Below are 13227 nucleotides of genomic sequence, written 5' to 3' on the forward strand. Positions count from 1 at the left end.
ACCACCCTCAGCCGACGAGCCCCTACGCGCTTGTCACGCTTGCCACGCTTCCTCGCCCGAGCTGTGCGCAGCGCAGGCCGCCGCCCGCGTGCCAGTCCAGCACTGGGGGGCGCCTCGCCGCCGTGTTCGTCGCACCACAGGACTGGGTCCAGGCCGCCGCAGTCGTGGCGGGTGCACACGCAGTCCTCGCCGGTCCTGGTCTGCGGGACGCCGTGGCGACCACACCACCGTTACCGGTGTGCGCGGTGGTGCCGCGCAGGCGGGCCGGCCATTCCAGCGTGATTCGCAGGCCCCCAGATCCGGACCAAAGCCGGTCGGTCACCCGGACGTCCCCGAGCACCGCGAGGGGACCCGCGCCCGGTGCGGTGAGCCGTGTCAGGGTGGCCCCGACCGGGCCCGCCGCGAGGGCGGCCAGCGCGTCGGCGTCCGCGTCGTCGGCGACCCAGCCCGACAGCCGGTCGGTGCCCTCGATGTCGTCGGCGAGGCCCAGCCACGGGGCATCCAGCCGGAACCTGCCTGTAGCGCCCCTCTCGCCGCGCACCAGCAGCGACGCCTGCCCCGCACCGGCGGGAAGGGTGATCTTGTCGTGGGCGAGCAGCCAGTTGACGACGTCGGCCCGGTCGAACTCCGGATGCAAGTCCGTCCCGGCGGCCTGGGCGGGGCAGCAGGTGGACGGCCGGGAGCCATGCTCTAGACGAGTAAGTCCGAAGTCTTCGGGCGCATGAAGCGAGGGTCTCGTTGATCCGTTTGTGACGACAGATCTCGAAACCCTCGCGACTGCACTGTACGTGAGGATTGATGACTCTCTGGCAGGAACGCGGCGATGGGGCCGTCCGCCGAGGCTGACGGATGCCGAGCTGTTGACGCTCGCGGTCATGCAGGCCGTCCTCGGCTTCGCCTCCGAGACCCGCTGGCTTCGGTTCGCCCGCCGCCACCTGAGCGCCGACTTTCCCCTACCTGCCCGAGCAGTCCGGCTACAACAAGCGCCTGCGGGCCGCCAACACGCTGATCAGCCGGTTCATCCGCACTCTGGCCCGCGACACCGACCTGTGGCACGACGACGTATGGATCGTGGACTCCACCCCCGTGGAGTGCGCCCGCTCACGGCCGACGGTCAAACGCTCGCAACTGGCGGGCTGGGCCGGTTACGGCTACTGCGCCTCGCACTCACGGTTCTTCTGGGGCTTGCGTCTGCACCTGCTCTGCACACCCGGCGGCCTGCCCATTGCCTGGGCGCTGGCCAACCCGACAACGGACGAGCGTGAAGTCCTCGCCGGCATGCTCACCCAGGACATCGACCTGCTGGCCACCCACCCCGGGCAGACCATCGTCGGCGACAAGGGCTACGTCTCCAAGCACCTGGACGCCTTCATGGCCGACCACGGCCTGACCCTGCTGCGGCCCAGCTACCGCAACCGCAAGCCACGGCCGGGCGAGCACCTGCTCAAACCGATCCGGCAGCTCATCGAGTCGGTGAACGACACCCTCAAAGGCCAACTCGACCTCGAACGTCACGGAGCCAGAACCCCATCTGGGGTCCTGGCCCGCGTCGGACAACGCATCCTGGCCCTGACCGCAGCCATCTGGCACAACCGGGCCAACGGAACATCCATCACCCGATCACTCGTCGCCTACGACCACTGACCAACACTTCGGACTTACTCGTCTAGTTCGACGACGAAAACGCCGACCACCACGACGGCACCAACAGCCGCGTCCACACCTGAGCCCATCCCGTCTGCGCCCGCAGCGCGGCCCCGGTTTACCTCGTCCACGGCCGGACAGACGCCCACCAGGGAGCCGTACAGCACCCGCCGCGGCTCCCGGAACAAGGGCCCGGCCACCCACCTCTTCCCGGCAACAGCACCGGCGGGGCCCCGCCCCACGGAATCCCACAGCACACGCCCGCTCCAGCCGCCTGAGCGGCCGACGGCGGCGCCAGCCGGCGCAGCTATCGCGGGCCAGGGACCGGCAGCGTGTTCCGGGCGTTGTACTGCTCGACCCACTCGACAACGTCGCGGCAGCCGTCCGGCGGGAAGGCGACATCGGGCACGAGCCGGAGCGCCTCGGGGATGTCCGCGCCCGGATGCGTCTCGCGGACGTGATCTCGGGCGCGGGCCAGCGCCTCGTCCAGCCGTCCGCTGTCCAGGACCAGCTCACCGAACGCGCCGCACAGGGCGCACCGGACGTACGTCGCCTCGACCGCGGTCCGCATCCCGAACGGCAACCGCTCCACCATCTCCATGCCCTGCCCAACGCCGCCGGGTCACGCCGGACACCAGCAACACGGGCGGCAGTAGGGGTGGGGGCGGCCCGGGGGTACTGCTGCCCCCAGAGCGCTCTGGGCCCCGGGCTCACCCGAGCACGCCATATCGGCACGGGCTACCCGGACCCTAGCTTGATCGGCAGCGTTCATGCGGGGTTGCCAATCCTGTCCGGTCGCCTGGCGCGAGGACGGCATGGAGGGCTTGCGGTCAGCGGGTCCGGCGAACGCCCCGACCATCACCGACGAACAGTTCGCCGTGCTCGAGGAGGAACTCGGCAAGGGCCCGTCGGCGCACGGCACAGCTATGAAGACGAACGCTGGACCCTGCCTCGGGTCCAGACGTTGATCTGCCGGCATCTTAACGACAAGCCCTTCGCGCCGTACACGACGAGCCTGGCCCACTCGCACTCGGGCTGCCGGAGCTGGTGCGGCTGTGCCTCGTGGCGCCGTGGTGGCGAGACGCTCCCGGGCGGACGGCCGAAGAACTTCTAGCGGTCGCCGACGAGTACCGGGAGGTCACGACGAAGTCGGCCCAGGTCACGAGGCTGCCCCCGGACCCTGCTCGATGCGGTCCAGCAGGGGCTCCGCCCACTTCGGGAGGGCGGACGCCGCCGGGCGGGGCGGGCGGGGGTCGGAGGTGATGCCGAGGCCTCCCGCCGGGTCGCCGTACACGAACCGCTGGGACCACCCCAGCCAGGAGCGGACAAACAGGTTCGCGCTCCACGCCAGGGCCAGCGCGCCGCGCAGCCCGGGGACCTCGTACCAGTAGCTGGTGAGCACCACGGCGCGGGAGACCGCCTTGTCCGGGTCCCCCGGCCGGGAATCGGCGGTGAGCCCGGCGGCCAGCACCGATGCCGCGAACCGATTGTCGGCGAGCAGCCCGCCGCTGTCGCAGACGACCGCGTCCAGCAGGTCCGCCGGGAGGCCGGCGGCGGCATGCTCCAGCCTCGCCAGCAGCGCGGGCAGGCCCGGCTCGCCGACCGCCTCCGGGTCGGGAACCACCCTCAGGTCGGCCGGCAGCCGCTCGTCCCCCGTGCGGGCGGCCAGCAGGTGCACGTACGCCAGCGCGCGCAGGGTCTGCCAGCGGCAGAGCGTGTCGAGCAGCTCGGTCCGGGAGTTGCGGAAGGCGAGCCGCACCGGCCAGTCGGCCGCCCGGACGTCGTTGCCGAGCGCCCGCAGCTCCGCCGGCAGCGGGGCCGGGAAGACCCGGCTCTGGCCGGGGTCGTAGGACGGCTCGGCGTGGTAGCCCGGCCAGCCGGGTGCAGGATCGCGGGGGATACCGCTGCGGCTACTCATTCACTTCGTCCCCCTTCGGGGTCCGCCACTTCGCGGTGTCCTTGCCGTCCCGCGGAGTGATGTAGTTGGAGAGGTCCTCCGGCTCGATGTGGTACGCGTGGATCATATGGTCCTGGCGGATGATGGCCACCGGCCTGGACGGGTCCAGGGTCTTGTCGATGATGATCCGCGCCCCCGTGTCGCTGTCGACGTAGTTGGCCGGCGATTGCAGATGGCCCCGCAGGTACTTCTCCAGTTTCACCTCGTCTTTCCCGATGCCCTGCAGGTAGTGGTTGTCCTTGCCGCTCTCCGCCTCGTTGAGCTGGTGGTCGACGCCCTGCGCCGCCCGGGTGCTGTCCGAGTACGGGGCCAGCCCGAAGGGGTCGCACCACCCGTGGGGGTTGGCGACGTACGCCACCGGGTTGGGGGCCGCCGCCAGGCCCAGCGGGTCCGGGCTCAGGTAGCGGGCGGTCTCGGGGTCGTACGTGCGGAAGTAGTTGTGGTGCAGGCCTGATTCGGCGTCAAAGTACTGGCCGGGGAAGCGCAGCGGCGTGTAGGCCGTGGCGTCCCGGTTCCAGGCCGTGGATCCCCACAGTGTGGAGCGGCTGCGCCAGGCCAGTCCGCCGCGCTCGTCGACGAGTTCGGCGGGTGCGCCCACCAGGTCGGTGACGATGGCGTAGAACCGCTCGTCCACCACCTCCTGGCTGGCGCCCAGGATCCGCTCCGTCTGCGCGAGCGGCTGCAGGCCGCGGTGGTCCCAGGTCACGGCGATCCCGCCGGCCTCCTGCGCCGCGGCGGCGGTCCGCTGCTCGCACAGCACGGTGCCGTCCCAGGTGAAGACCGTGCGCTCGGCCACCTCCAGGCCGTCGGGCGTCATCCGTTCCTTCGCCGTCCGCCGTCCCAGCGGGTCGTACGTGTACCGCCAGCGCGTCCCGTCCGGGGTGGTGACGGCCGTAATTCGGTCCTCGGCGTCCCACTCGTAGCGCCAGGTGTCGGGCTTGCGCGAGAGCCGGGCCTTCTGGCGGAGCACGACCCGGCCGAGGACGTCGTACTCGTGGCGGACCCGGCCCGCGCCGATCAGCCGGGTGCCCTCGTAGGTGCGCGGTCCGGTGGCTTCCCCGCCTCCGGGATGGGCGCCGGGCCAGTACGCGGAGGTCTGGTTGCCCACGTCGTCGTAGGCGTAGCGCTCGGTCCAGTTACCGGCGTGCACCGCCGTCACCCGGCCGCGCGGGTCGAGGTCGAAGCTGCGCGGGCCGGCCAACAGATCGTCGACGCCGGTCAGGACCCCGTCGGACCGGTAGGTGTAGCCGCGGCGCTGCACCACCCCCTGTCCTGCGCCCGTGAGCCGCTGCTCCACCAGCCGGCCGGTCTCGTCCCACGCCTGGTCGAGGGCGACGGCGTCGCCGTAGGTACGGCTGAGCTCCTGGCCCGCCGCGTCGTGCGTGAAGCCGATCCGGCGGCCGGACGTGGTCAGGGCGTCGTAGCGGCCTGCGGCGTCGTACGCCCAGGCGGCGACGGCGCCCGTGGGGGTGGTTCGGCCGGTGCGGCGCCCCATGGCGTCGTAGGTGTAGGTGAGGGTGCGGCCGTCGACCGTCTCCTGGAGGATGCGGCCCGCCCGGTCCCGCAGCCGGGTCAGCACGCTGTCCCCGCACACCGCGACGGCGAGCCGGTCGAAGACGTCGTACTCGTACGTCGTCACCGTGCCGCCCGCGTCCTTGCGGACGGTGCGCCCCAAGGCGTCGCGCTCGTACGTGATCCGCTGCCCGAGGGCGTCGGTGCGGGTGACGAGCCGGCCCGCCGGGTCGTAGGCGTAGTCGAGCACACGGCCGTCGAAGTCGGTCTCCCGGATGAGCCGGCCCGCCGGGTCGTAGGTGTACTCCCAGGTCATGCCCTGCGGGTTGCGGACCCCGGTCAGCCGCAGCTCGGCGTCGTATGTGTATGCGTGGCGCGTGCCGTCCGCGTCGGTCCGGGCGGCGAGCAGGTCGAAGTGGGTGTACTCGAAGTGCACCCCGCCGCCGTCGGGGCCGTCCGTACGGGTCAGGCAGTTCCCCTCGCCGTCATACGTCCACGAGCGGCGCCGGCCGTCCGGGTCCGTCCGGTGCAGCGGCTTGCCCTCCACCGTCCATTCCATGCGGGTGACCGCTCCCAGGGGGTCGGTGACCGCCGTGACCCGCCCGAAGGCGTCCCGCTCGTACGTGGTGGTGGCGCCGAGCCGGTCGGTGACGGCGAGCGGCAGCCCGGCCCGGTCGGTGCGGATCCGCGTGACCGCCCCGCGGGGGTCGGTGACGGTGGTGAGGTGGCCGCTCTCGTCGTAGCCGAAGTGGGTGACCGTCCCGTCGGGGCGGCTGACCGCGGTGCGGTTTCCGCGCTCGTCGTAGGTCTGGTGGACGACCGATCCGTCCACGGCGACGACCTTGACCGGCCGGCCGAGGTCGTTGTACTCGGCGCGGGCCTCCCTGCCGTCGGGCCGGACGTAGGAGACCATGCGGCCCGTGTCGTCGAAGGTGCTGCGGGTGGTGTGGCCGAGCGGATCGGTGAGCGCGGTCCGCCGGCCGCCGCTGTCGTACTGGTACCGGGTGACCGCGCCGAGCGGGTCGGTCTCGGCCACCACCCGGTACCGGTCGTCGATCAGGTACTGGCGGGTATGACCTGCGGCGGTGGTCACACGCGTCACCCGGTGGCGGGTCTGCGGGTCCACGTCGTCGTAGCGGAAGGTGAGGGCGATGTGGCCCGCCTCGCCGGCCTCGGCGACACACCGGTCGAGGTCGTCGTAGGCGTACTCATAGCGGCGCTCGTTCGTATCCGTCCAGGAGGTGATGCGGGCGCGGTCGTCGTAGGCGAACCGCAGAGGCAGACCGGAGGAGTTGGTGACCTCGGTCAGGTTCCCGTCGGTGTAGCCGTACGCGAGGACGCGGCCGCCGCCGGACAGGTGCAGGGCCGTAATCCGGCCGCCTTCGGTCTCGAAGTGCAGCCGGTAGCCGCCCGAGTGGGTGAGCCCCAGCGGCGTGCCGTGCTCGTCGTACTCGAAGACGACGTGGTTGCCGTTCGGATCCTCGAACTGGGCGATCGGCGCGATGCCGTTCTCGGCGCCGTCGGCCGGCGGGACGAAGCGGCGGACGGCACCCGTCAGCGGGTCCGTCAGCGTCCAGTCGCCGTCAGGGGTGCGTGCCAGCGGGTGGCGCGGGGCCGAGGCCGACACCGGCAGTACGGGCACACCGGGCGCGGGATGCGGATAGCCGACGAGGAGGCCGTCCTCGGAGACCAGGACGACGCCCTTGGCGTCGATCTCCAAGTGCTGGTCGATCGTGGAGGACCAGGTGGGGCCGAACCAGCGGCCCGCCCGGTAGCCGGACTCCGCACGGCGCGTGAACGCGAACGGGAACGTGCCGGGCAGGACCACGTCCGTCTGCGGGAGGTACATCCGGCCGGTGGCGAGGTCGACGGGGTCGGTGCCCTCACTGGCCTTGTCCGGGTCGGGCCGCTCGCCGTGGTGCGGTCCTTTCCCGTCCGTCTCCTTGCGGCCCGGGCCGTCCGTCTCCTTGCCGCCCGGGCCGTCCAGGTCGTCCAGGTGCTTCGCGGCCGTGCCGGCCTTCTTCCCGGCGCCGAGGCCCTTGGTGCCGGCGAGTTCCGGGAGGAATTTGCCGACGCCTTCGGTGGGGTCCTTCATGAAGTCGTCGAGCATCTGCTTGCCCGTGCCTATGGGGTCGTTGACCGCCACGAGCAGGCCGGCGACCGTCGAGTTGAGGTTGGTCCGGTACTCGGCGGGGTGGGTGAGGTTGTACGGGTCGAACGGGGTGACTGCCCGGACGAAGTTGGCGAGGCCCGCCGTTCCCTTGAGGACGCCCCCGGCCAGGTGGGTTTCCGCGATCTCCAGGTAGTCCATGCCGTCTTTGAGCTGTTCGGCGTACGAGGGCTTGGGCGGGGCGGCGTCGCGGGCCGCGCGGACCGCCGTACGGGCCGTCTCCGCGACCTCGTTGCGCTGGGTGCGCGCGGTCTGGAGCTTGTCGTCGGCCGCCTTGAACAGCGGATCGGCGGGGTCGGTGAAGTCGTCGGCCGGCCGCGGCGGCAGCGTGTCCTTCTCGGCCTTCACCGCCGCCTTGTAGTCGATGATCGACTTGTTGTAGGCGGTGCGCGCGTCCTGAGAGACCTTCTTGGCCCTGTTGTACTCCTCCAGGGCCTCCTTGGCCTGGCCCTGTGCCCACTCCACGGTGTCCGCGAACCGGTTGATCGCGTCGGCGGCCTTGCCGAAGGCCTCGGCCGCCTTGAACCAGCGCGGCGGCTCCTTGGCTATCGCGTCCCGGAACGCGTTCGCCGACGCGCCCTTCAGGCCGTCGCCTTCCAGGGCCTTCAGGCCGTTGCCAACGAGTGTGAACGAGAGCTCGAAGTCACTGAGGTGCGAGACCTGCGCGCGGATCTTCGACACGCTGCCGTAGACCAGCTTGTTCGGGTCCTCGGTCTGTCCGAGCTCCAGCTCGGAGACGTCCGAGCCGAGCTGGTTGGCGGCCGATCGGCTCTTGTCACGGACCCAGTCGCCCGCCTCGTCCAGGCCCACCTTCTCTGCCGCGCCGGCGACCTTGTCACCGCCCCACTCGACCGCGTCGCCGAGGTCCTCGGCCCGGTCCTCGACCCAGTCTTCCGCCGAGTCCGGTACGAAGTCCCTCCAGCCCATCAGTTACCGCCCCCGCCGGCCTGGTCCAGCAGATCCTTCAGCGATCCGATCTTCCCGCTGGAAGTCAGCTTGTCGCCCGTGTCCGACCAGGTCTGCTTGATGTCCGCGTCGCTCTTCTCGAAGGACTCATCGCTGTAGTCCGGCTTGTAGACATCCGCACGCCAGATGTCGTCCCAGCTCTTCTGCTCGATCTCGTCCTCACTCGCATGCGGATTGCCGTACGCGGCATTGGCGACCACCTTGAACGCCCCCTGCATGTAGTGCTCTTCCTCCCACACCGTGCCCGCCGCGATCCCCAGGTTCCCGGCCAGAGCGCTCGCGTTCTGCACCAGACTGCGCACGCCCCACTCCCAGCGCTCACAGAAGTCCTCGAAGTCGGTGGCCAGACCCGCGTGTCCGGCCTCCATCCCCGTCATCGACAGATCACTGAAACCGGCGCCCATCGAGGCGCCGGCCGCATCCCCGGACTCGCGCAGCTCGGCGACGGCCCTGCGCAGACCGTCCTGGATGTTCTTGACCGCAGCCGGCGAAACCTCAAGGTCCGCATCGCCGGCCATCAGACGGCTTCCGCACGGTCGGGCCCTGCATCCACGGCATACGCGTCCGGAACGATGCCCACGACCGGCGGGAACAGCATCGAACCGTCTTCATCAGCGACATCGACGGCCACACCGGTCGGACCCTCGACCGTAGGGATCACCGCGTCGACGAGACGGGCCCCCAGGATCGAGAGGTACTCCCACTCACGCGCACCAGCATCAGCACCGCGCGCCACCGCGAAACGGGCCAGAGCCTCCTCGTCCGTGAACGCGTAAATCCAGCGCACACCGCCCTGCCACCCCGACATCAGCCCGCCGCCATCACCCTCCGACAGCGGCACCAGCAGTGCGGCGCGGCGAAATTCCCCCAGCAAGCGGCCCGAATGCCCCGATACGCTGCGCACGGCGGATATCTCCTCGGCCAGTCCCATGAAGTGCCCCCGTTCTCCGAGGGCGCCCGACTCGACAGCCCCCAGTTCGCACACGCTACCCAATCGGTCAGCCCCCACCGAGCATCGGCCCCTCCTCTGTCCGATCGTCCGTTCGACGCCGGGGGAAGTATCACGAAAGCGGCTCTGGCTCACTTCCGGTGGTAACGGGGCGTGGTGATCGTTACTAGCGGCGATTAACGCAGGCCAAGTGGAAGGTCGATGCCTTGGCTCTGTGCCCGCCGAAGACACGGACAGGGGTCTGACACGGACAGGGGTCTGACACGGGCGCCTGCTCGGCTCAACAGGCCTTCTTGCCATGCCTTTCCGTCACCACCGGAAGTGAGACAGAGCCACGAAAGCGGTGTTCACCACTCGGTTGGCGTAGAGGTTTCTCGTTGGTCTGGTTGGCTCACACTCGTTCGGCGGAGAGGCGGCCGTCGAAGGCGATGTCGAACGCGTTCATCGCCTCTTTCCAGCGGCTGGTCCACCGCTTGCGGCTCTTCCCGGTGGGGTCGAGGGCGAGGGTGGTGAGGTAGAGCTGCTTGAGGGCGGCGGTCTCGTTCGGGAAGTGCCCGCAGGCGTTGACCGAGCGCCGGTAGCGCGCGTTGACCCGCCCGCGCGTTTCGCGCGGACCGCTGGGCGGCGAAGAAGGCCGCCGCGCAGGCAGCGCTCGCCGTCGCCGCGTGGGACTACCCGCTGCTGGATGAGCACGACTTCCTCAAGACAGTCCACGGACTGGTCCACACGGCCGTGGCGGCCGGCGGGAAGCGCCTCAGCGTCCACCTCGCCGACCAGGACGACAAGATTCTCGTCATGGCTCTCAACCACCAGACCCGTGAGCAGGACGCGGCGGGAGCCGTGCCGGCGGGGGTGGCGGTGCTGCGCACCGTGGACGCGTGCGGCGCCCATACCGACCACGACGGCCACGCCTGGTGGGCGCTCCTCGACGCCCGACCCGCTCCGAAGAAGCGCCTGGCATAGCCAGGGAAGCTGAGTTCACCCTCGGCCGTGAATGCGGTCGTTGGGCCGGGGCCGGGTGGATGCTGTCGACCGGGGCGGTGACCAGCTATGTGTGACAGCGGCCGGGTTCCTGCCCGCGGTCGACAGCGCCACGGGGGCCGGGAGCGGCCCGTCCGAGAGCAACTCCCCGCAGCACCATTGCACCCTTTTCCCGAGGCAGGCCCGGTGTTGACGTGCGGACATGGGTGTGAGCCGCACCCGGACAGGTGCTCATGGTCCGGGTGCGGTTCTACCGGGGCGGGCCTGGTGGCGGGTGTCAGAAGGAGACGTCGAAGTAGTCGATGTCGGTGAACTCGACTCGGAGTTCGTCTGCTCGGGTGCCGCCGTCCTTGAAGTAGATCTCCTGCAAGCCCTCGGCGACGATCCCGCGCAGATCACGGTCGTCGGCGCCTCGGGCGCGGGCGTCGAACAGGCGCTGGGCGTAGGCGGGCGGGAGGTGGACGGTGAGGCGGCGTACGCGGCCGTCGTCGGTGGTGCCGACGGGGGCGGTGTAGCCGAAGCGGGCGCGGGTCTCGACGGTGATGCCGGTGCTGGTGGCGGCTTCCTTGCGGCGGCGGCCGCGTACGACGGGCTGCCAGCGGGCGCGTACGGCCGCCTCGATGCGGGTGGCGACAGGCTGGGGCGGGGTCTTGCGGTCGCCCTTGCGGTAGCGCTCGACGGACCGCTGGCTGACGCCGAGTTCGGCTGCGACCGCGCGGGTGGTCTTAAGCTGCTTGAGCAGGAAGTTGATCTGGCCCTTCAGGGTCTTGGGTGGGTCCTTGGTGAAAGCCTCCTGGTCGGCGCGGAGGATGGCGTCCTCGATCTCTCCCACAGCGGTTCAGCGCTCCTGACAGGTGTCCGAGTCGTACACGGTGAGCGGTCTGTCAGCCGTGGCCTCCGGTCGCGGAGGCCACGGCTCGATGCTATTCGCCGTCGTCGAGGACAGCGTCGCCGCCCTTGATGTGGCGGGCGGGGTTCAGACCCTTCTCCATCAGGTCCACCGCCCACGCCAACTGCTGCACGCCCTCCAGCTTGGCGAGGCCGGGGGTGGGGCCGAGGCGGAAGCCGCCCATCAGCGGCTTGCCCGACGCCGCGTACGGCAGGAAGTCCAGCGGCGAGGCGCCCGGGGACGGGTAGACGACGCAGTCGGAGAGCACGGCGAGGGGGTACAGGCCGGTCAGCTTCACCATGTTGGCGAGCTTGCGGTGCATGTTGACCCGCGCCTTCGAGATCACGGCCGCGCGGATGTCGGGGCGCCAGGTCGGGCGCTGCATGGCGGGCCAGGGGTCGCCGTCGCGGTAGGTGCGGCCCTGGGGCCGTTCGCGGAGCTTGCCGATACCGCCCTTGACCGTCGCCTTGATCGCCGCGAGGACGGCGGCCATCGCGGGGTCGGCCTGCTTGTGGTGCTCCATCGCCGCCAGGAACTCGGCCTCGGTGAGGTCCGGTGACGCCGAGGTCGGCCAGGGTGTCGACGTACGCGGTCTTGAGCCGGTCGTGCCACGGGTCGAGGTAGGCGCCGGTCTCCCGGCGCAGGTAGGCCTCGATCGGGTGGACCTCGTGCCCGAGTTCCTCGGCGTAGGCCAGGGTGTGGGTCTGGTACCAGGCCGGGCCCGTCGGCCGGGTGCCGTCCGGGGTGAACGGCGACGGCAGACGCGGATCGAGATCGATGTGGGAGAGGTCGGCCAGTCAGGAGCCGGGGATCTTCTTGTTGAACACCGGCCGGTGGAAGTGGTCCGGCGCCGACAGGCCCACCGTCAGTCGCGCCGCGGCCGCGAGGAACGCCGTGTTCAGGTCCAGGCCCACCGCGTACGGCAGCAGGCACTCCTCGTCCGAGAGGAGGCCGGGGTCGCGGACCCACTGGTACGCCTCCTCGTTCAGGAAGCCGCCCGTCCAGCCGGAGTTCACCACGACGGGGTGTTCGGCGATCGCCTCCGGCGGCGCCGGGTCCATCGGCTCCGATCCGAGGCTGCCCGGGTTGTGGCCCGACACCCAGGTGCCGTTCTCCTGCACGGCCCGGGTGGGCGGGCGCAGCGCGGTCATCAGCTCCAGCCCGGACACGGCGGTGGAGCCGCGGGGGGTGATGACCCGCTGCGCGTACGCGCCGAGGACGCGGGCAATGTCAGCCGGAGCCATGTCGGCGACACCCGGCCAGGAGCGGGTGTCGAGGGCATCCCAGGACAGGACCGCGAGCTGCACGCACTGCCGCGCGCTCCCCTGGGCCTTGCGGTAGATCCGCGGCCACGGGCCGAAACCGCGCTGCGTGAGCTGCCACTTCGCCCTGGCGATCTGCTTCACCACCGGGTGGTCCTCCGCCAAGCGCAGCGAGCGCCGCTCCTCCCGCCCCTCCAGCCGCTCGGGAAGGCCTAGCTTCACGGCAGCGGAGGCGGTGAGCACGATCAGGGGGTCGGAGTCCTTGCCGCTGCGGTTCAGCCGCGCGGCGCCCAGACCGGACTCCTTCAGCGTCCACTCCACCAGCTCGACCACCGTGGTGGCCGGGCAGTCCACCACGATGCCGTTCACGGCGTACGCGTTGCCGTCGCCGTCGAGGACGGCGAGCGGACCGTGGGCAAAGCGGGGATCGGCCGGGTTGGTGGCGGGCTTGGCAGCCTCCTTCGCGGCCGGGCGCCGTGACGAAGCCGCCGGACGGATCGGGACCTCGGCAACGGCCGGGCTGACGGGCTCCGCTGACGGAGCGGCCGGAGCGGGCGTGCCGGAGAGCGCGGCGGGCACGGGCGTGTTCGGGCGGGTGGGCTGCTGGGCGGCCCAGCCATCCAGCAGCCGCTGATACGCCTGACGGCGCGGCGGGCGCGGCTCGGAACGGCCCGCTTCCCAGTTCTTCACCGACTGTGTCGTGGTCTGCAGGACCTGGGCGAGACGCGCCTGGGTGACACCGGCCGCCTCGCGCAGCCGGGCCCGCTCGGCCGGCTGCGGCATCTCGGGCTCACCGGTCAGCAGGGCATCCACGGCCGCGAACAGCTCATCCTCGGTTGGCATAGGCCAACCCTAGCGTGTCTTAACCTCAGATTCCGGCACTTCTTAACCTTGGAT

General features: G+C 71.0%; 8 protein-coding genes and 4 pseudogenes. 3 read left to right on the forward strand and 9 right to left on the reverse strand.

Annotation, left to right across the window (positions count from 1 at the left end; genetic code table 11):
* Positions 1-22 precede the first annotated feature (22 nt).
* Positions 23-637, reverse strand: coding sequence for a hypothetical protein (locus BSL84_RS00060; protein WP_075969478.1), 615 nt, complete (start codon positions 635-637; stop codon positions 23-25).
* Positions 638-749: 112 nt separating this feature from the next.
* On the opposite strand from BSL84_RS00060, the pseudogene BSL84_RS00065 reads away from it, so the two are divergent.
* Positions 750-1644 (forward strand): annotated as a pseudogene (locus BSL84_RS00065) (IS982 family transposase).
* Positions 1645-1951: 307 nt separating this feature from the next.
* Here the strand turns inward: BSL84_RS00065 and BSL84_RS00075 are convergent.
* On the reverse strand, positions 1952-2245 hold the full coding sequence (locus BSL84_RS00075; protein ID WP_075969480.1) for a hypothetical protein: 294 nt from the start codon (positions 2243-2245) through the stop codon (positions 1952-1954).
* 196 nt (positions 2246-2441) lie between these two features.
* On the opposite strand from BSL84_RS00075, the pseudogene BSL84_RS37710 reads away from it, so the two are divergent.
* Positions 2442-2626: pseudogene (locus BSL84_RS37710) on the forward strand (IS630 family transposase); the annotation flags it as partial.
* Between the two features lie 177 nt (positions 2627-2803).
* Here BSL84_RS37710 and BSL84_RS00090 read toward each other — a convergent pair.
* The 5 genes and pseudogenes from BSL84_RS00090 to BSL84_RS36775 form a co-directional block, all read right to left on the reverse strand.
* Positions 2804-3562, reverse strand: a complete 759-nt coding sequence (locus BSL84_RS00090) for a hypothetical protein (protein WP_075969482.1) — start codon at positions 3560-3562, stop codon at positions 2804-2806.
* The gene (locus BSL84_RS37395; protein ID WP_075969483.1) at positions 3555-8210 is read right to left on the reverse strand and encodes a putative T7SS-secreted protein; all 4656 of its coding nucleotides are present in this window, start codon (positions 8208-8210) and stop codon (positions 3555-3557) included. The genes BSL84_RS00090 and BSL84_RS37395 overlap by 8 nt, the downstream gene beginning before the upstream one ends.
* On the reverse strand, positions 8210-8767 hold the full coding sequence (locus BSL84_RS00100; RefSeq protein WP_075969484.1) for a hypothetical protein: 558 nt from the start codon (positions 8765-8767) through the stop codon (positions 8210-8212). Before BSL84_RS00100 ends, BSL84_RS37395 begins: the two co-directional genes overlap by 1 nt.
* Positions 8767-9180: a hypothetical protein gene (locus tag BSL84_RS00105; protein ID WP_075971905.1), complete on the reverse strand. Its 414-nt coding sequence runs from the start codon at positions 9178-9180 to the stop codon at positions 8767-8769. The genes BSL84_RS00100 and BSL84_RS00105 overlap by 1 nt, the downstream gene beginning before the upstream one ends.
* Positions 9181-9589: 409 nt before the next feature.
* A pseudogene (locus BSL84_RS36775) lies at positions 9590-9790 on the reverse strand (IS256 family transposase); the annotation flags it as partial.
* Positions 9791-9930: 140 nt separating this feature from the next.
* Between BSL84_RS36775 and BSL84_RS00115 the strand changes: the two are divergent.
* On the forward strand, positions 9931-10161 hold the full coding sequence (locus tag BSL84_RS00115; protein WP_079273053.1) for a hypothetical protein: 231 nt from the start codon (positions 9931-9933) through the stop codon (positions 10159-10161).
* A 295-nt stretch (positions 10162-10456) separates the two neighbouring features.
* On the opposite strand, the gene tpg is transcribed toward BSL84_RS00115, so the two are convergent.
* A complete protein-coding gene (gene tpg, locus BSL84_RS00120) occupies positions 10457-11011 on the reverse strand; it encodes a telomere-protecting terminal protein Tpg (RefSeq protein ID WP_075969486.1) in 555 nt (184 codons plus the stop codon).
* 91 nt (positions 11012-11102) lie between these two features.
* Positions 11103-13173, reverse strand: a pseudogene (tap, locus tag BSL84_RS00125) (telomere-associated protein Tap).
* Between the last annotated feature and the right edge of the window lie 54 nt (positions 13174-13227).

Origin of the sequence: Streptomyces sp. TN58, assembly GCF_001941845.1 — a bacterium.
GTDB lineage: Bacteria > Actinomycetota > Actinomycetes > Streptomycetales > Streptomycetaceae > Streptomyces.

Excerpts from the sequence above, each read along its gene's own strand:
- BSL84_RS37395 (WP_075969483.1), bottom strand. The coding sequence starts at position 8,210 with ATGGGCTGGAGGGACTTCGTACCGGACTCGGCGGAAGACTGGGTCGAG.
- BSL84_RS00100 (WP_075969484.1), bottom strand. The coding sequence starts at position 8,767 with ATGGCCGGCGATGCGGACCTTGAGGTTTCGCCGGCTGCGGTCAAGAAC.
- BSL84_RS00105 (WP_075971905.1), bottom strand. The coding sequence starts at position 9,180 with ATGGGACTGGCCGAGGAGATATCCGCCGTGCGCAGCGTATCGGGGCAT.
- BSL84_RS00090 (WP_075969482.1), bottom strand. The coding sequence starts at position 3,562 with ATGAGTAGCCGCAGCGGTATCCCCCGCGATCCTGCACCCGGCTGGCCG.
- BSL84_RS00075 (WP_075969480.1), bottom strand. The coding sequence starts at position 2,245 with ATGGAGATGGTGGAGCGGTTGCCGTTCGGGATGCGGACCGCGGTCGAG.